This window comes from Collinsella sp. AF38-3AC (assembly GCF_003474365.1).
Classification (GTDB): domain Bacteria; phylum Actinomycetota; class Coriobacteriia; order Coriobacteriales; family Coriobacteriaceae; genus Collinsella.
The window spans coordinates 307,329-325,204 of sequence record NZ_QROM01000001.1 but is presented as its reverse complement, the minus strand read 5'-3'; the positions used below and the strand labels follow the sequence as shown (position 1 = coordinate 325,204).

13 protein-coding genes are annotated in these 17,876 nt (G+C 59.8%); 7 read left to right on the top strand and 6 right to left on the bottom strand.

All coding sequences use genetic code 11. The annotated features are described in order from the left end of the window. The first annotated feature begins 104 nt into the window (after positions 1–104). On the top strand, positions 105–830 hold the full coding sequence (locus tag DW029_RS11210; protein ID WP_158553119.1) for a hypothetical protein: 726 nt from the start codon (positions 105–107) through the stop codon (positions 828–830). A 105-nt stretch (positions 831–935) separates the two neighbouring features. Here DW029_RS11210 and DW029_RS01245 read toward each other — a convergent pair whose 3' ends face one another. The 6 genes from DW029_RS01245 to DW029_RS01220 all read right to left on the bottom strand — a co-directional run bounded on the left by DW029_RS01245 (position 936) and on the right by DW029_RS01220 (position 6,774). Then, a complete protein-coding gene (locus DW029_RS01245; RefSeq protein ID WP_117742888.1) occupies positions 936–1,595 on the bottom strand; it encodes a DUF5028 domain-containing protein in 660 nt (219 codons plus the stop codon). 5 nt (positions 1,596–1,600) lie between these two features. Further along, positions 1,601–2,245, bottom strand: coding sequence for an ABC transporter ATP-binding protein (locus DW029_RS01240; RefSeq protein ID WP_117742889.1), 645 nt, complete (start codon positions 2,243–2,245; stop codon positions 1,601–1,603). Further along, complete coding sequence (locus DW029_RS01235; RefSeq protein ID WP_233543758.1) at positions 2,236–3,081, bottom strand: hypothetical protein; 846 nt, start codon at positions 3,079–3,081, stop codon at positions 2,236–2,238. The genes DW029_RS01240 and DW029_RS01235 overlap by 10 nt, the downstream gene beginning before the upstream one ends. Further along, entirely contained in the window at positions 3,078–3,965 is an 888-nt protein-coding gene (locus DW029_RS01230; protein WP_117742891.1) for an ABC transporter permease subunit, read from the bottom strand. Before DW029_RS01230 ends, DW029_RS01235 begins: the two co-directional genes overlap by 4 nt. Before the next feature lie 51 nt (positions 3,966–4,016). After that, on the bottom strand, positions 4,017–4,529 hold the full coding sequence (locus DW029_RS01225; protein WP_117742892.1) for a hypothetical protein: 513 nt from the start codon (positions 4,527–4,529) through the stop codon (positions 4,017–4,019). 109 nt (positions 4,530–4,638) lie between these two features. Continuing rightward, the gene (locus tag DW029_RS01220) at positions 4,639–6,774 is read right to left on the bottom strand and encodes a LuxR C-terminal-related transcriptional regulator (RefSeq protein WP_158572584.1); all 2,136 of its coding nucleotides are present in this window, start codon (positions 6,772–6,774) and stop codon (positions 4,639–4,641) included. A gap of 438 nt (positions 6,775–7,212) precedes the next feature. Here DW029_RS01220 and DW029_RS01215 point away from each other — a divergent pair, with 438 nt between their 5' ends. The 6 genes from DW029_RS01215 to pknB all read left to right on the top strand — a co-directional run bounded on the left by DW029_RS01215 (position 7,213) and on the right by pknB (position 17,408). After that, positions 7,213–9,066 carry a serine/threonine-protein kinase gene (locus DW029_RS01215; protein WP_118345070.1) on the top strand — a complete coding sequence of 618 codons (1,854 nt, stop codon included), beginning with the start codon at positions 7,213–7,215 and terminating at the stop codon, positions 9,064–9,066. After that, positions 9,063–10,073 (top strand): FhaA domain-containing protein, encoded by a 1,011-nt coding sequence (locus DW029_RS01210; RefSeq protein WP_117735400.1) that lies wholly within the window; start codon positions 9,063–9,065, stop codon positions 10,071–10,073. Before DW029_RS01215 ends, DW029_RS01210 begins: the two co-directional genes overlap by 4 nt. Before the next feature lie 6 nt (positions 10,074–10,079). Beyond that, positions 10,080–10,496, top strand: a complete 417-nt coding sequence (locus DW029_RS01205) for an FHA domain-containing protein (protein ID WP_006235180.1) — start codon at positions 10,080–10,082, stop codon at positions 10,494–10,496. Next, a complete protein-coding gene (locus DW029_RS01200) occupies positions 10,493–12,427 on the top strand; it encodes a Stp1/IreP family PP2C-type Ser/Thr phosphatase (protein ID WP_118345069.1) in 1,935 nt (644 codons plus the stop codon). The genes DW029_RS01205 and DW029_RS01200 overlap by 4 nt, the downstream gene beginning before the upstream one ends. 16 nt (positions 12,428–12,443) lie before the next feature. Next, on the top strand, positions 12,444–15,314 hold the full coding sequence (locus tag DW029_RS01195) for an FtsW/RodA/SpoVE family cell cycle protein (RefSeq protein WP_118345068.1): 2,871 nt from the start codon (positions 12,444–12,446) through the stop codon (positions 15,312–15,314). A 132-nt stretch (positions 15,315–15,446) separates the two neighbouring features. Beyond that, on the top strand, positions 15,447–17,408 hold the full coding sequence (gene pknB, locus DW029_RS01190; RefSeq protein WP_118345067.1) for a Stk1 family PASTA domain-containing Ser/Thr kinase: 1,962 nt from the start codon (positions 15,447–15,449) through the stop codon (positions 17,406–17,408). Positions 17,409–17,876 lie beyond the last annotated feature (468 nt).

Sequence of the window (17,876 nt, the reverse complement as noted above, 5' to 3'; positions counted from 1 at the left end):
CGGGTATACTGAGTCTTGTTGCCGCGACGGCCATGCGGTCGCACGGCATACTGCATTCATAATAACCCGTACGGCGAGCCCGCCGCGATAGGAGTCCAAAGAGCATGGCAGACGCAGAGAGTAACCTCGTTCCCTCCGAAGCAGCCGACCAGATCGAGGTCGCGCTCGAGGAGCAGGCAGCAGCCGATGACGGCATCCTGTACCTCAACGAGTACCAGTACGAAAACGACCTCGTCACCGACTTCGCCCGTCTGGTCGCCTCGCCCAGGCGTCGCGGCTCGCTGTATGTCGCCGCGGCAATTGCCGCGCTGCTGGGCGTTGGCATGCTGGTGGCCGGCGGCAACTGGATCAAGTTTGGCGTCGTCCTGATCGTGTTCGGCACCTTTTTGGCCTGGTGGAGCAAAAACCTGCACCACACGCTCGCCCGCGACTTTATCGATGCCGTCGAGGCCGACGAGTCCATGGGCGGCCGCTATCGCCGCGTCGCCGCCAACGAAGACGGCCTGATGGTCTGGGGCAAGAGCGGCAAGTCGCAGTTCTTCCCGTTTGAGAAGCTCGACCACGTACTCGACGGCGAGCGCATCTTTGTGGCCATGTTCGCCGACCAGGGCGTGACGATCCCCAAGGACACCTTTGTTCGCGGCGATGCCGAGCAGTTTGGCGCCTTCCTTAAGGCGCGCATCAACAAAAAACTCCGCATCGAGACCAAGAAGAAGAAAATGAAGGCCGAGAAGGCTGCCGCCGAGGCCAAGCAGGGCGACAAGGCCGACAAACCCCAGGGCGACAAGGGCAAGCAGCGCAAGCAGAAGAAGAGCAAGAAGAGGCGCTAGGCTGGCCGACACCGAAGGTGCCTCGTCTCGCGCCCGATTCCGGGTCGGGGCGCCTGAAATCGGGCGCGCGTACTGCCGATGGACCCGTTTTGCCTAACTCTCGAGCTATTTCACTTCAAACCTTAAGAGCCTTCGCTCCGGCAGATCGGTCATCTTCATCGTGTAAGTCCCGGGAAATGCTTTCTCAAAACGGACGGTTTCGTAATCTTCGAAATAGTCGTTGGTGTTTTGCATCATAAATGGGACGAGCAACTCGTTTTCTGCCCCCACCTGCACGGCAAATGCTGGAGACCCGCCTAAAACCGGCATCGCCTGACAAATTAAATCCGTATTGACCACAAAGTCGTAATTTGGAGAAGACTCTGGCACAAGATGCCAAAGGTACGTTTTGATTCCACCGTCTTCGTTATCCCTGTTCCGCACGCGCATTTTAACCGCAATGACGCACTTACAATTAGCGTCCTTCAGGCTCGTCTCAACATTCACGTCTCCGTATTTTGAATAGTCGTCATGAGACCGTCTAAGATATTCCCGTGGCGTCATCAACGCCGCATCATCCACGCAGAATGAATATCCCGAAGTTGGGCTGTCCTTCGAACCAAAGTATGCACCGTCCATCGAAAGCCATTTCCCCGCAGGATAATACTTCTCAGGAATCACCGTTCTATTGGCGTTAACAGCGCTTATCCTTGCACCAACCGCACCAATTACAGCGCAACCGCAGAGCGCGAGCGCGGATCTCCTCGTCAAAAGAGCCGATTCCATCTCACTCACAGCCTTTCCCGCACTTCGGCGATGGCGCCATCGCGCATGCAATAAACCCTATCGGCAAGTTCCGCGAGCACTTCCCCGTCATGGCTAGACAAAAGAACCTCACGGCCCGCTGAAGCTGCCAGCGAGACGACGCGCTTGAGCATTTCAACGCCCGCTTCATCGAGGGCATTCGTTGGCTCATCGAGAACAAGCAGCTTCGGCTTTTCCATAATTGCCGCAGCTATCCCCAGACGTTGTTTCATGCCGAGCGAGTAAGTCCGGAACTTCTTCTTCTCGTCAGCATCAAGCCCCACAAGTCGCAGAGCAGAACGGATATCCTCATCGGCAGCAACACCTTTGATCTTGGCGATGAGCTCCAAGTTGTCATAGCCGGATAGGTAGCCCATAAAAGAAGGCGCTTCGATCAGCATTCCCAGACTTGGCGGAAACGAAATATCCATTCCAAGCCTTTGTCCATCGATAATAATCTCGCCTTTAGTTGGCTTAATTAGTCCACAAACCGCTCGCATGAGCATGGTTTTGCCCGAGCCGTTAATGCCCTGAAGCCCGACAACGGTGCCCGGATTTATCTCGATAGACACATTGCGCAAAACGTCAATTTTACCGATTCGCTTCGATACGTTTTTAACGTTTACAGCCATACCGTGCCCTTCCTTTCTATAAAATCGGCTCGCCAAAACCAAAATCCGCCCATCAATAAACAAGCCGCCATGATCGCAAGTGAGACCAGCGCACTCGAAGCCACCGAGACGCCCCCTTTCACCATTCCGTCCCAGCGCAGAAGCATCAATGCGTTTCCCAACAACGCGCAATGACTTGTATATGCCGAGCAAATCAAATAACTCACGAGCGTCACAAACGCGACCGATGGCCCAAATGCAAATCCAACTGCAAGCTGCATAAAGGCAAGCGATTCAAAAGCAAGAAATAGACCCGCGAAAAACGGCAGTCCATCCGCTTCGCTCGATGTAAGAAAATCCTTGCCTAAGCTTACAAGTTGAAGCGACTCGCTATGTATAACCGTGCTAAAAGAGGCGCCCGTTGCCAAACTCCAAAGCACAACAGAGCAGACCACCACGAGCAGTGAGATTGTCGTTACCACCGTAACCAAAACAAACCGCGACGCCCACCACAGCCACCTCGTACGGCACCGGACAAGCGTCTGCAAGCCGAACCCCCGCAATGATTCGACTGAATAATCGAGGGTTGTATAGAGAATGAGCAGGGTGAGAAACAGCCAGCCAAGTGGAGGAACGAACATGGCCCCCGGCCTAAACTCAAACGGAGTCGACCCGGCAAAAACCAGCGCGAAATTATCTGCAAACCCCAATATTTCCGTTTTAGTACCATATATCACGGACAGTCCATACGCATAGACCAAGTTCGCAATCGACATGACCGCCATTGCAATAAAAGCAACAGCATTCCTCTTCAATACGGTTCTCAAATCCGCCGCGAGCAATCGAAACAACATCAAATCACCTCGCGCCTCTCCAACACCTTCGCAAAAAACAGCGAAACAATAAGCAGGGCTACGATCTCTACAATCCCCGCTCGAATGTCGGGCCAGTTATTGAGCGATTCCGATCTAATGCTGTTGAGAATGTTGCAGTTGAATCCAATACACTGCAAGACGCTAAAAATCCAGTCATTAACAAAGTGCCACGCAACCATGAGTAGATACGGAACGATCACAGCCTTGACTCTGCTGCGAAACACAACCGACAGACCGGTCACGGCCATGGATAAAACCCCCAGCGTCACTGCATCGAACAGCGTATAAACCAATACGTAGAGCAAGGGCTGAGTATAAAAAAGAAGAGAAAAATAGCTGTGCAAGTAAAGGCCAACGTATGTCGTTTCATCGACCCGGGGCATATACGCGGGAAACAACATCGATACGATGAGAAAATTAACGGCGAGCGGTACGGCAGTTACAACAAATGCCGAGAGGAATGACGAGATGAGCTTCACGTTGATATAAAGCCTCCTCGACACGCGCGTACATAGTTGGGCGTCGTAACCGTTCAACCGCTCAGCCAGACATGACCAGGATCCCGCCAAGAGAGCGAGCAGCGGCAAGATGTAGAAAAAAATAGTCGCCGATAGTGGCGCATTTGCGCTCACGACTATCCAGTTGCCGAAACTACTCTCGCGCGTTTGTCCAAGATAGTGCTGCGCTTGCAGGCCAAGCCCATAACCGAAAGAGAGTAGATTATTCCGCTCTTGATTCAGGTAACACCACGACTCAACAGCAGCCGCCAACGCGATCAAAACGCCCATGACGAGGGAGGCAGCAAACAGCGGGCAGCGGAACGTCTTGTGCAGCTCGTGCCGCAGGACTCCCTTATTGTTAATCATGAATCCTCCTTCCCGCCCAGGCCCGCTGGCCCGGGCGGGTATCCATTCAAACTACGCCGGCAACTTCGAGAAGCGCCCAACGCAATCAGGACTCCAGACTCCATTAACGGTGCCATAGCCAGACTCAGCCCAAGCCGTCAGACGAGCCGCTGAACGCCCGCTCTCGCGAACCTGGTTGTACATCTCCCACTTTCCATAATGGTTGGAACGATATACGCCCTCGGTGCAATTTGCGCCACCGCTACCGTTTGTGTTGTAAGCTCCATCCACATACAAACGAAGTGGCTTGCCCGAATACCCCAAGATGTTGATATAGAGCGAGGAAGAATTGTCTTTCCGGCGATAGCCCGTCGCGCTTGTCCCGGAACATTGGAAACTAAATCCCGTATCCGCGTTGTTAACACAAGTCGCTATTCCGCTGTCGGCATTCTGCGTAACGCTTGAAACCTGAGAAGTGTCAAACTCCTCCTGAGCAAACGATACGATAGGAGCCCCCAGGGAAAGCCCCGCAATAATCGCAAGGCTCACTCCGATGCGGCCAATGGCGTTCTTTAACTTAATCATGACCTTCTCCAATCAAAAGCGGTTAACAATGCGTCGACGCACGGCAACCTTTGCATGAATGGAGAAAGATGTCTGTAAACACTCGCTATTGAGTTGATAATCCAGGCGTTTACACGTTATCCACCTGCGATAACAATGAAATAAGCTCCGCTTTGTTCTTGATCTTCAACTGGCGATAAGATGCGGATCGCAACGCTTGCACCGTAGATGCAGCATAACCTACGTCCTCCGCAATGGTCTTTGTCGTTGCGCCCTCTGCCGTCATCAGCAAAATTTGCGACTGAACATCAGAAAGGGAGCGCGATGTAAGCAAAGCCAGCTGGCGCACGCGAGCCGTTTCGGTGAACCCATTCGCACGGTACTCCAAGACGGCCCTCTCGTTCTCAACCGAGTGGGCGAGCGCGATGTGCGTGACGAACATGGGCACAGACCAGCAGACGACCACCGTTGCCACGACGACATTGACAGCCGAACTATACCCCAACAGCGACGCAAGGAACAGCGGCTCGAAAACCATCAGATCCTGCGCCATGTTGAGCAAGACGACCCAGACAGGAGCCGTCGCCCCAAAGCAAAGCATCCATACCCCAAGCATTTTGCGCTGCGGACAGCTTCGCAGCACTACATATGTGAGCAGCATCCCCGCCAGCACCACGAACCCATGAATTCGCCCCCTACTGGCCGCATAGATTGAAGCAGCGACACCTATTGACACCAATGGCACGATAGCCCGAGCACGGGCATGCACCTTAAACGGACGCAGCCCAACAGCGAGCGAAGCTGTAGACGCCACGCCGCAAAACAGGACCGGCACAGCCATCAACGGAACGCGTATGCACCTCCATGTCGAGATATAGATAAAAGACCATTCCGCAGCAGACAGTATCGCCCACATGCACGGACCTCCGAGCTCAATCGCCTCACCTGCTCTATCCAGCGCAGCTTCACGATTCGGTTTTCCACCCGCGTAGCGTAGCGACAGAAGCAGTCCGAGACCCAATGCATAGCTTGAGAGAGAAAAAGCGACAGCCCACGAAACACCGGATCCCCAATCGCTATCCGCCATTACCAACGGTCCAGCCGCAAAGAGGATAAAAAATAATGTGAGCAGGTATCGAAACAGCCGGCGCGTTCGAGCTGATGCCAACATATCGTCAGCATGCCGCTGCGGCAGCTCAGGCCCTACAGTATCACCCTCACCCGCAAACAACGCCACGAGCTCGCGTGAGCCCGCAACTGACGCCTTCCCGTATGCTCGGTGAAGCGTTGTTCGCACCGTCGATGGCTTCGTATCCGTCTCCTTGGCAATTTCCGCCGGCGTTTTCCCTTTGAGCAGCAGTCGAACAAACTGCTCTTCTCTAGGCGACAGGGCAGGGGAAAACGCCTCCGCATCGAATGGGTCAGACGCGTGGGCGATATCCGAATTGTTGTCCCGTTTTCTCCTTAGTAACATGCATACGAAGGCAGCGGCGATAGCAGACCCCATCGCAAGCAATGCAATGATCGCGGCATCGCTTGCGAAGTATGCCGCCTCAACAGCCGGAACAAGGCCAATAGGGACTGCCACGAGCACAGAACGGGCAAACACGTCGCTCTGCCCCCGACCAAAGGCGCGGGAGCAGCGAAACAGCGGGGCCACAGCCAATGCGAGATAGACCAACGGAATTAAAAGCGCAAGGCCAATTGATGCGGCCGAAACAGAGGGTATCCCCCATGGCTCGGGGACAATTCTCCATGAAACTCGACAGCAAAACAGCAGGCAAGACAGGACGGCTATTGTTTCTGTAAAAATCGCGTTCTGCAGGCGACGATTCTCTCTTTCGTCGGTCGGCGTCGCCCCCTGCGTCAAAGGAGAGCCCGCCGTGTCCCAAATAACATATGAGAGGAGCAACGCCCCAGCAAAGCACGAGACGCACGAAACGCCATGCAACAGCCAGATCGGTGCAAACACGAATGGAATAGAATCTCCGCGAGCATAGAAGGCCAAGTCAACCCACTCGGGAACCGTTGCAATAACACCAAGGAAAACACCGATAGCACCGAGATGCCTCGGCCGTCTCATTCCCCCCTTGCATAGCGCAGCACCATGAACAAACGCCGCGAGGCATGCGCCCAGGATAACGAGCCAGGTCATTGCACCTGACGCCAGGCCGATTGAAGATGAAAACCGGTGATAAGGGGTGACCGCCATTACGACAAGCGCAATGGCGCAGGCAGATGTAGCAGAACGGCGGGAAAAAAGCATATGGCCTCCATAGCGTGTCATTATATCGCTCGAGCCGCTCGTTTATCTCTGTTCCCACACCAGCCAGCATCAACGATTCAGGCGAACTCCAATCCGAGCCAGATCACGGTCCAGCTTTTGTCCGCAGTCCCCGCTCCAAAATGGGATGCGGTTTCCTTTTGAGCGCCGGTTCGGAAAGTCCGTCCCGTTCCAGGCCATTATTCTGGGATGCAGCTTCCGCAAGCTGCCCCCTTTGGAAAGCGCATCCCATTATTTGGTTGAAAACCGGTCCCCCACTTTCCGAACGAGCCGAAACGACCCGAACCGATCGGGCCACCTCATCCCCGTTTCCTCGCCATCTGCCCGAGCGTGCTACACTAGCAGCATCTATGCCACCGCGAACGGCTTGGCCCCGCGCCCGCCGCTCGCAAACGAACTTTAAACGCACGAGGGTTGGCCATGCCGCTTTTCTCGCAACATACCGCCCGGTTCTCGCCGGACGTTCCTTTGGAGGGCACCAGCTCTCGCGAGCTGCTCAAGCGGTACCAGCCGCTCGAGACGCTTGCGACCGGCGGTTTTGGCTCCATCGAGATCTGCCGCGACACGCACCTGCGCCGCCGCGTCGCCATTAAGCGCATCCCCCTTATCAACGGTTCCGGCATGCCCGCCAGCGACATCATGGATGTCCTGCGCGAGGCGCACACTGCCGCTATGCTTCAACATCCCAATATCGTGCAGGTTATCGACTTTACGCACGACACCGCCTATGCCTACCTGGTTATGGAATATGTCGATGGCATGTCGCTAGCCGAGTTTTTGCATCGCGTGGACGGCCACTCACTTACCTTTGACGAGGCCGCGGCCATTGCCGATGCCCTGGGCCAGGCGCTCACCTTCGCCCATAGTAATGGCGTACTCCACCTGGACATTAAGCCCGCCAACGTGCTCATCGACCACTCGGGCAATGTAAAGCTCACCGACTTTGGCATGGCGCGGCTGTCGTCCGCCGGTGGCTTTGGCGGCTCGCGCGGCGGCACCATCGGCTACATGCCGCCCGAGCAGCTCGATATCGAGACCGGCACGGTCGACGAACGCGCTGATGTCTTTGCCCTTGCCTGCGTTATCTATGAGGGCTTGTGCGGCAGCGCTCCCTTTATGGCGGCCACGCCCGCCGACTCGCTCGACCGTATCATCGGCGGCGCCACCTATCCCAGCGAGCTGATACCACACTTCCCCCCGGGAGCCGAGAGCGCGCTCATGAGCGCGCTCTCCCCCATGCCGCAGGACCGCCCCAGCAGCATCGAGGCATTTTGCGACCAGCTCCTTGCCGGTCTGGGCAGCGTACGCGAGGGCCGTCGCAGCTTGGAGCAAATGGTTGGCGAGCTTTCGGATGACGAGCAGGAGCTCGACGATATCGAGCCGTCGTACTACGAGGACGACGCCATCGAGGTCGACCCCGCACTCGGCTGGGCGGGCACGCGCTGGAGCCATGCGCGCGACTACACCATGCGCGCTATCTCGGCGCTAGCGTGCGGCACCTTTAGCTTTTTGCTGATGCAAACGGCTGGGGTCGCGGCGCTTCCCGGCCTGGTCATTGCGGCTATCGCGATCGGAGCGGCGGCCGGCCTGGCCCCCCAGATTGGCTCGGCCATCTCGGCCGTGGGCTTTTTGGTGCTCATGGCCAACGCCACCATGCAGGCACAGGGCATCCTGTCGATGTTGCCCGTCGCGGTGATCTTTGCCGCCGCCATGTCCGGTTGGTGGATCGCCTGGGGTCGCACCGAGACTGCCGCGAGCGCCGCGCTCACCTGTGCACTCGCGCTTGGCTGTCTGACCGGCAACACCTTCCTGGCAGCTGGGGTCGCCGCCGGCGTCGCGTCATTTTGGCTCGGCCCGGCAAGCGCCGCCGCGGCAACGGGCATGGGCGCGCTTTTTGCCCGTCTGGCCACGGTCGCGCTTTCAGCCGGAGGCGTGCTGGGGCTCGGTAACGTTGCCGCAGCGCTGGGAGACCCGCTCCTTTGGGCTGCCTTTGTGCTGGTCGCGGCAACTGCCGCAGCGTCATCTGCGCTGCTCAATGCCCATGCCAAGCGTGCCGATCAGGGCTCAAACCTTGCCGCAATCGCCGCTATCGCTTTCACCGGCATCGGCTGCGCAGCGGCGTCCTGTCTTGCACACCATATGGAAATTGCCAGCCTTGCAGCCGCGGTCGTCGCCAAGGCGGCGGTTGCGGGAACCCTATCCTCTATAATCGTTGGGATATGCCTATATATGCTCGGATACCAAAGAACCTATACGGAGAGTGATCTTTCGTGAACTTCCTGAACATCTTCGAGGACCACGTGGCCGGCATCTTCGGTGCCACCCGTGCCCCGTTCTCCTTTAAGAAGCTTGCCAAGCAGGCCGCTCGCGACATGGAGGATCAGACTCTGGTGATCAATGGCGTCAACACGGCGCCGGCACTCTATACCATCCTGATCGCCGCCGACGACGACCCCATGCTCGCCCCGTTCTACCCCGAGCTTTCGCGTGAGGTCCGCGAGTTCGTGAAGGCGCAGGCCGAAAAGCGCCGTTATGTCTTTGTCGGCGAGCCCCTCGTGCGCTTTATGATCGATCCGCAGCTGCGTGCCGGCAAGTTCTCGGTCTTTGCCGAGAACGTCGATGCCCCCACGCTCGGCCGCCTGTACGAAGAAGAGCGCGCCTATCAAAACGGTCTGGGCCAAAACAACTCCGCGGCAAGCCGTGCCGCCAGCGCCCCGCGCGCCGGTCAGCAGCAGTTTGCTGCCCCGCAGCAGCAGCGCCCCGCCGCCATGCCCCAGCAGCAGCCGACGCCTCGCGCCGCCGCTCCCGACCCGCTTGCCGTAGCAGATCCCTTCGCGCCTAGCGTCCCCGACCCCGCCGCTCCTATCCCGGTGCCGCAGACCGTCTCGCGCGACGCGCTTGCCGGCATGGGCGGAGCCGCCGCGACCGGTGCCGCCGTGGGCCTAGGCACCGCAGCCGGCATCGCCTCCAACATGGCGAGCACTCGCGCCCCGCAGCGCCCGCTCGCCCAGCTCGTCGACGTCGTGAGCGGCGAGAGCCATAGCATCACCTCCGCACAGGTGACTATCGGTCGCGAGCGCTCAGTTTCCGATATTGCCCTGCGCGACCCCAACGTGTCGCGCCGCCACGCCCAGCTCACCTTTACGGGCTCGGATTGGTCGATCGAGGACCTCAATTCCACCAACGGCACGCTCGTCAACAACCGCCGCATTACGCGCTGCCCGCTGCGCAACGGCGATCTGCTGACGTTTGGCCTGAGCACCTTTGAATTTAGGGGATAGTCGCTTATGAACATCGATATCGTCCTTTTTGCAGGCCGCATCGTCCTGGTCGCCCTGCTCTATATCTTCCTGTTCGCCGTCATGAAGACCGGCGTGGGACTTGTGCGCGGACAGCGCCGCGACTCGGCTATCTGGACGATCGATGTGGACAAGGGCCCGCGCGGCATCCGTGGCATCCACGTAGACATGCTCGGCCCCGTCATCGTCGGTCGCTCGCCATCTTCGGACATCTGCATCAACGAACCGTTCGTCTCGGCCTCGCATGCGCGCTTTTCGCTGCAGGGCCCGGCGCTCATCATCGAGGACCTCAACTCGCTTAACGGCACGCTCGTCAACGGCCGCCAGCTTGTGGAGCCTGCCACGCTGCGCGAGGGCGACGAAGTCCAGATTGGCGATGTGGTCATGAAGGTGAACCGTCGATGATCGACGAGGAGAACAAGTCCACAACTATGACCGAGGCACCGGCTGCCGCCACAGCTGCACCGGCCCACGCCGCTCCGGCGGGCTCCGCACCCGTGGAACCCGAGGACACCGTGTTCTCCCTGCCTCTTTCGCATGTAACGCATGATATTTCGGATCTCGCCGATAACGAGGACGAAGAGAATGCCGTAGCGGCGCCCATCGGCGCACATGCTGCGGATCAGCCCACAGCGCCAGAAGCAACCCCGACGCCAGCTCACTTTGCAGAGCCCGTCGCCGCGGCAATCAACGAGAGCGCTGCGGTGTTTGCGGCACCCGAGCCCGCCGCGCCGGCGTTTCCCATAGCCCCGTCATCCGAGGTTGCGCCCGCGTCTACGCCGGCGCCCGAGGCAGGGCCATCCCCCGAGGACGGCCCTGCGCCCAAGACCCCGCAGCCTGCGCCCGCAAGCGAGTCCGATGCCGTGGCCGAGCCCGCCGCCCAGTCGCAAAGCACGCCCGCGCCGTCGCACTTTGCGACACCCGAGCCTATAGACGTCAGCCCGCAAGACGACGAGTCGACCGCCCGCGTGCCCGAGGAGCCCGACTCTCCGGACACCGGCGATTCCGAATCAAACGCCGAGACCGACACCGTCTCTCCCGGTGACACAGCCGAGATCGACGTAGCCGCCGTTGAAGCCAAGCTCAAAGACCCCGGCTCGACCATGAGCTTTGAGCCCCTGACCGAGGAGCGCATCGAGACCGACTCGACCTATGATGCCGGCACCACCACGCAACTCATGTGGGGTGCCCGCTCCGACGTTGGCTGTGTGCGCCCGCACAATGAGGATTCCTACCTGGTGCAGTCGCCGCTCTTTTGCGTATGCGACGGCATGGGCGGTCACGCCGCCGGCGAGGTAGCCTCTTCTATCGCCGTCGAGACTATTGCCAAGACGGCCCCGCAGTCCGCCGACGCAGCACGCCTGGCCGCAGCCGTCGAGGCAGCCAACGCCGCCGTAATCGAGGCGGCCCTGAACGGCCTAGGCAAGCCCGGCATGGGCTGCACAGCCACTTGCGCCTATATCGAAAACGACACGCTCGCCATCGCCCACGTGGGTGACTCTCGCGCCTACCTGCTCCACGAGGGCACGCTCATCCGCGTGACCCGCGATCACTCCTACGTGGAGGAGCTCGTGGACGCCGGCGAGATCACGGCAGACGAGGCTCGCGTCCACCCCAACCGTTCGGTCATCACCCGTGCGCTGGGCTCAGACCCCGCCATGTATGCCGACCACTTCACTCTGCATATCGAGGAAGGCGACCGCCTGATCCTGTGCTCTGACGGCCTTTCGAGCATGATTCCCGATAGCGATATCGAGAACATCGCCACGCAGTCCTCAACCGCGCAAATCTGCGTCGACAACCTAGTGGACGCGGCGCTTGCCGCCGGCGGCCACGACAACGTGACCGTAGTAGTCGTTGACCTGGTTGACGATGGCGTTATGCGCGAGGCGCAACGCGTGCGTCGCCGCAACGTCACCATCGGCGTCGTCTTAGGTCTCGTCTTGGTGCTGGCAGCTGCCATCTGGGCCTACACGGGTGTCACCGGCTCGTACTACCTGGGTACCTACCAGGGCAATGTCGCCGTCTGGCGCGGCCTGCCCGGCAAGCCACTCGGACTCAAGCTCCACTGGCTCGAAAGCGAAACCAGTATCAAGCTGTCCGACCTGCCCGAAGACACGCAAAACCGCCTCAAGGCGGGCATTCCGCAAACAAGTGTCGACGATGCGCAGGACACGATATCCAAGTACCGCCACCAGATCGACGAGGAGCAGACCCGCCAGGTGATCGACGCGCAAACGATTCGCGACAACACCGACCAGGGATCGACCTCCGAATCAGATTCCGAGAAAACCGCCGAACAGTCCGCCGAGGCCGAAGCCTCCGATAAGAATTAGAAAGGGAGTGCCGCTTATGAGTCGCCGCAACACCGAACTGCTCTTGCTCATCGCCTCGGCGTTCCCCGTCATCCTGCTGTATGCGATGTACGTCCTCACCGCGGGCGCTGCCATCTCCTTTGAGACGCTCGCCGTACCGATCGGCCTCTTCGCCGCCTTCGCCGCAGCACATATCGCCGTGCGCATCTTGGCGCCTGGCGCCGACCCCGCCATCCTGCCCATCGTATTTATACTTTCGGGCATCGGCATCACGTTCGTGACACGCCTCGCCCCCGCTCTCGCCATCTCACAGCTCATCATCCTGTTTGTCTCGGTGGCGCTCATGGTGGGAACGCTTGCACTGGTCAGAAACCTCGACGTGGTCATGCGCTACAAGTACACCTTTGGCATTATCGGCATCATTCTGCTGATGCTGCCCATCTTTATCGGCACCACGATCTCGGGCTCCAAGCTGTGGATTCGCATCGCGGGCTTTACCATCCAGCCCGGCGAGTTCGCCAAGGTCTTTATCGTGCTGTTCCTGGCCGGCTACTTGGCCGAGAACCGCGAGCTGCTCTCCATCTCCAACCGCAAGATCCTGGGCTTTAAGATCCCTCGCCTGCGACTGCTGCTGCCGCTGTTTGCCGTGTGGGGTGTGTGCCTGCTCGTCGTCGTCTTCGAACGCGACCTGGGTTCGGCCGTGCTGTTCTACACCATCTTCTTGCTGATGCTCTACGTTGCCACGGGACGATTCTCGTATGTCGTTATCGGCCTCGCGCTCTTAGCCGTTGGAGCCGTGGGCGCCTACAAGTTCCTGTCTCACGTTCAGGTACGTTTCCAGGTTTGGGTCGATCCTTTTAAGGACGCCCAGGGCCAGGGCTACCAGATCGTCCAGTCGCTCTTCTCGCTTGCCGATGGCGGTCTGGTCGGTGTTGGCATCGGCAACGGCATGGCCAACAACATCCCCGTCGTCGAGTCCGACTTTATCTTCTCGGCTATCGGCGAGGAGATGGGCCTTTTGGGCGGCGGCGCCGTGCTCATCCTGTTTATGCTCTTTGCCGTGCGTGGCCTCACCACGGCTGCCCGCGCTAAATCCGACCTCGCAGCCTTTAGTGCCACGGGCCTTACGGCCGCCATCAGCTTCCAGGCCTTCTTGATCGTTGGCGGCGTAACCCGCCTGATCCCGCTGACCGGCGTCACCCTGCCTTTTATGAGCCAGGGCGGCTCCTCGCTGCTGGCGAGCTTTATCATCGTCGCGCTTCTGCTGCGCGCCGGTGACGAGGCAACCGGACGCGAGGCCGAGCTTACCGGCACCGGCACCATGGCCGCCATCACCGATGATCAGGTCGCATCTGCCGCCGCCCCGACGGGCACGCGCTTTGCCACCTCGTCTTCCTACGGCAGTGGCAGCCATTCCGTCGGCTCGCGCATGCGCCGCCGCCTGCTCGACACGCCTGAATCCGGTGTGCTCGGCCGCGTTGCGCTCGCCAACCGTCTAACCCGTGCGGTGCTAGCCTTTACGGCGCTGTTTGCCATCCTTATCGGCAACCTCACCTATGTCCAGGTCATCAAGGCCAAGGACTATCAGGATATGCCGACCAACAACCACACCATCGCCCGCTCCAAGTACATCCAGCGCGGCTCCATCATCACGTCCGACGGCGTGACGCTGGCCGAGTCGCTGCAGCAGGAGGACGGCACCTACGTACGCTCCTACCCCAACGGCAACCTGGCAGCGCACGTGGTTGGCTACGTGAGCCAGCAGTTTGGCACCACCGCCATCGAGAGTGTCATGAACGACACGCTCACCGGCTCCAAGGATTACTCCAGCTGGAACAACGCCATCGCGTCGCTCGCGGGCCAGACCCAGCCGGGCAACACCGCCAAGCTCACCATCGACTCGCGTATCCAGACAGCTGCCGAGCAGGCACTCAAGGGCTTTAAGGGCGCTGTAGTGGTCATCGACCCGCGTACCGGCGCGGTACTCGCATGTGCCAGCTCGCCCACCTACGACAACACCAACATCGACGCCCTGCTGCAGGCGGGCGGCGGCGAGGACGGCTCCATGTACAATCGCGCCATGGACGCGCTGTACACGCCGGGCTCCACGTTTAAGGTCGTTACGCTTTCCGCAGCACTCGAGACCGGTACCGCCAGCCTTACCAGCACCTACCAGGCGCCCGGCTCCATGGACATCGGCAACGCACCGGTCATCAACTATGCCAACGAGAGCTACGGCACCATCAGCCTGCAGCAGGCCTTTGCCGTGTCCTCCAACGTCGTCTTTGGCCAGGTGGCAAACGAAGTTGGTGCAAACACGCTCGTGCAGTTTACCAACGCCTTTGGCTACGGCCAAGAGCTCGGCCAGGACCTGACCTCCACGGCCTCCATCATGGCCGACCCATCGCTCATGACCGAGTGGGAGACCGCCTGGGCCGGCGCCGGCCAGCCTGTCGGCATGGACCACACGCCCGGCCCGCAGACCACCGTCATGCAAAACGCCGTGATTGCCGCTGCCATCGCTAACAGTGGCGTGGTCATGGACCCGTACTTTGTAGCCCAGGTACTCGCCCCGGACGGAACCGTGGTTAAGACCACGCAGTCCCGCTCGCTGGGCCAGGCTGTCAGCTCTGCCACGGCCGACCAGGTCAAGCAGGCCATGCTCGCCGTCGTCCAGTCCGGTAGCGGCACCGATGCCCAGATCCCCGGCGTCAAGGTCGCCGGCAAGACCGGCTCGGCCGAGATCGGCGGCACCAACGTCAACTCGATGTTCGTTGGCTTTGCACCTTACGATTCACCCACGGTCGCCATCTCGGTGGCCTTGGAGGATTACGACAAACACGACGTCAAGGCGGCCAAGATTGCCGGCATCGTCCTGACCGCGGCGCTCGCCGCACAGGGAGCGTGATGCCCATGATCGAATCGGACACCCGAGGCGCACCGCGGCCGAAGAGTTAGCGGCAACGCGCCACACGGCCCCAGCGGCCACATCGTAGGTACTACACACATCGTTGAGCGAATAGTTATGTTAGGAGCAGGAATGGAACAGAGGGTCCTCGGGGGAAGATACCTCCTCAAGGATAAGGTGGGGACAGGCGGTATGGCGACCGTCTACCGTGCACAGGACCAGGTCCTCGACCGCACGGTAGCCGTCAAGATCATGCTGCCACAGTATGCTGGCGACGCAACCTTCGCCGCACGCTTTAAGCAGGAGGCCCAGGCAGCAGCCGGTCTCTCCTCCCCCTATATCGTTGGCGTCTACGATTGGGGCAAGGACGGCGACACCTATTACATCGTCATGGAGTACCTGCGCGGTACCGACCTTAAGAGCGGAATCAAGAGCCACGGTGCCCTCGACCCCAAGAAGGTCGCCCAGATCGGATCGCAGATCAGCTCTGCACTCTCGGTCGCCCACAAGCACGAGATCATCCACCGCGACATCAAGCCGCAGAACATCATGGTGCTGCCCGACGGCAACATCAAGGTCATGGACTTTGGCATCGCGCGCGCCAAGAACAGCCACCTCACGCAAGACAACAACGTGCTGGGAACCGCCCACTACGTCAGCCCCGAGCAGACCCGCGGTCAGGACCTCGGCCCCACCTCGGATATCTACTCGCTGGGCGTCGTGATGTACGAGTGCGCCACCGGCCGCGTTCCCTTTGACGGTGACGACGCTATCTCGGTCGCACTCAAGCAGGTCAACGAGCTGCCTATTCCGCCGAGCCAGATCAACTCCGGTGTCGACGCCGACCTTGAGCGCATCATCCTTAAGTGCATGGAGAAGGACCCGGCAAACCGCTTCCAGACCGCCGACGAGCTGCGTCAGGTGCTCAACAGCTACCTGTCCGGTCGTGCCGTCAACATTTCAGAGCCCACGCGCATCATCGGTGCCCCCGGTGAGCTGGGCGCCACCAAGACTCGCGAGCTTTCCGATCAGACGCGCGCCATGGTGCGTCCCGTCTCGGGCGTGAGCGGCCAGAATGCCGCCCGTAGCTCGGTTTCGGGCTCCACCGGCTCCTACGAGGTCGAAAAGCCCAAGTCCAACAAAAACAAGATCATCGCCGCCGTGGTGGCAGCTGTTGCCGTCATCGGCATCGTGGTGGCCTTTGCTACTGGGCTCTTTGGCGGCGAGCAGGTCACCGTGCCCGACGTGCTGGGCAAAGACCAGCAGACTGCCGTCGAGCTGATCAAGGAGGAAGGCCTTGAGGTCGGCACCATCGACCAGAGCTATAACGACGATGTCGACGAGGGCAAGGTTGCCGAGCAGACCCCCAACGGCAACACCAAGAAGCCCAAAGGCACCAAGGTGAACCTGGTGATCTCCAAGGGCCCCAAGCCCTCCGAGAAGGTTGAGGTTCCCCAGCTTGTCGGTCTAACCAAGGACCAGGCAGAGGCGGCACTGGCAAGCGTTGGCCTAAAGGGCAACGCCTCCGAAGAGGCCAACGAGGCCGATGAGGGCCAGGTCTTTGAGCAGGGCACCGAAGCCGGTAAGGAAGTCGAGAAGGGCACGACCATCTCGTACAAGGTCTCGAGCGGCCCGGATACCACGTCCGTCCCCGACCTGACCGACATGACCGAGGCCCAGGCGCGCAACGCCCTCGATATGGCAGGCTTTGGCGTCGACGTGAGCTACCAGGAGAACGACTCGGTTACCGAGGGCACCGTGATCAGCTGGAACCCCAGCGGCAAGCAGAAGCCCGGTGCCACGATTACCGTCGTCATTGCCAAGAAGTCCGGCAAGGCCAGCGTTCCGGGCAACCTGTACGGCAAGAGCATCTCTGCCGCCGTCACCGCGCTCAACAACGCCGGTTTCTATAACATTGGCTTCTGTGACCAGAACGGCAATCCCGTGAGCGGTAACGAGGATGCCACCGTTACGGGCGTCTCCCCCACCGGCAAGCAGTCCACCGACAGCACGATTACGCTGACGGTTGCACTTTCTGGCTCGGGCTCGGGTTCGGGCACGAGCACGGGCGACGATTCCGGTACGACCAACTAGTCGCCACCCAACCGCTCATTACGGCTCTCGCCGCAAACATATTCGCTCACAGGCGCCCGCTTGCTCCTCCAGCAAGCGGGCGCTTTGCGTTTCTCAGTAGGCATCTGGTGATTTGATTTGGAAAATGTAGACGGACCCGCAGCCGGACGGGTAGAATGTTTTTAGAAAACGACGCATCCCGCGTAAGTGTTAAGGAGCGCGGGCGGCCTAGTTTTCTAACGTGTTAAACGGCCGGGCTGCAACCCCGGCCGTTTTTATTTGCGCTTGCGGCGCAAACGCCGAGAACCGTCCGCACCGCGCGTGCGCCTACGGACCTTAAACCGAACCTCATACGAATCAAGAAACGCAATGATGAACGTGCCGACCGTCGCAAGGGCGGCGAGCGCGTTAAGGAATTTCAGCAATTGGGGACCTCCGATCAAGTCTTCGGCCGCCCGCGCACGGAATGCGTCGCACACACGATTCTAA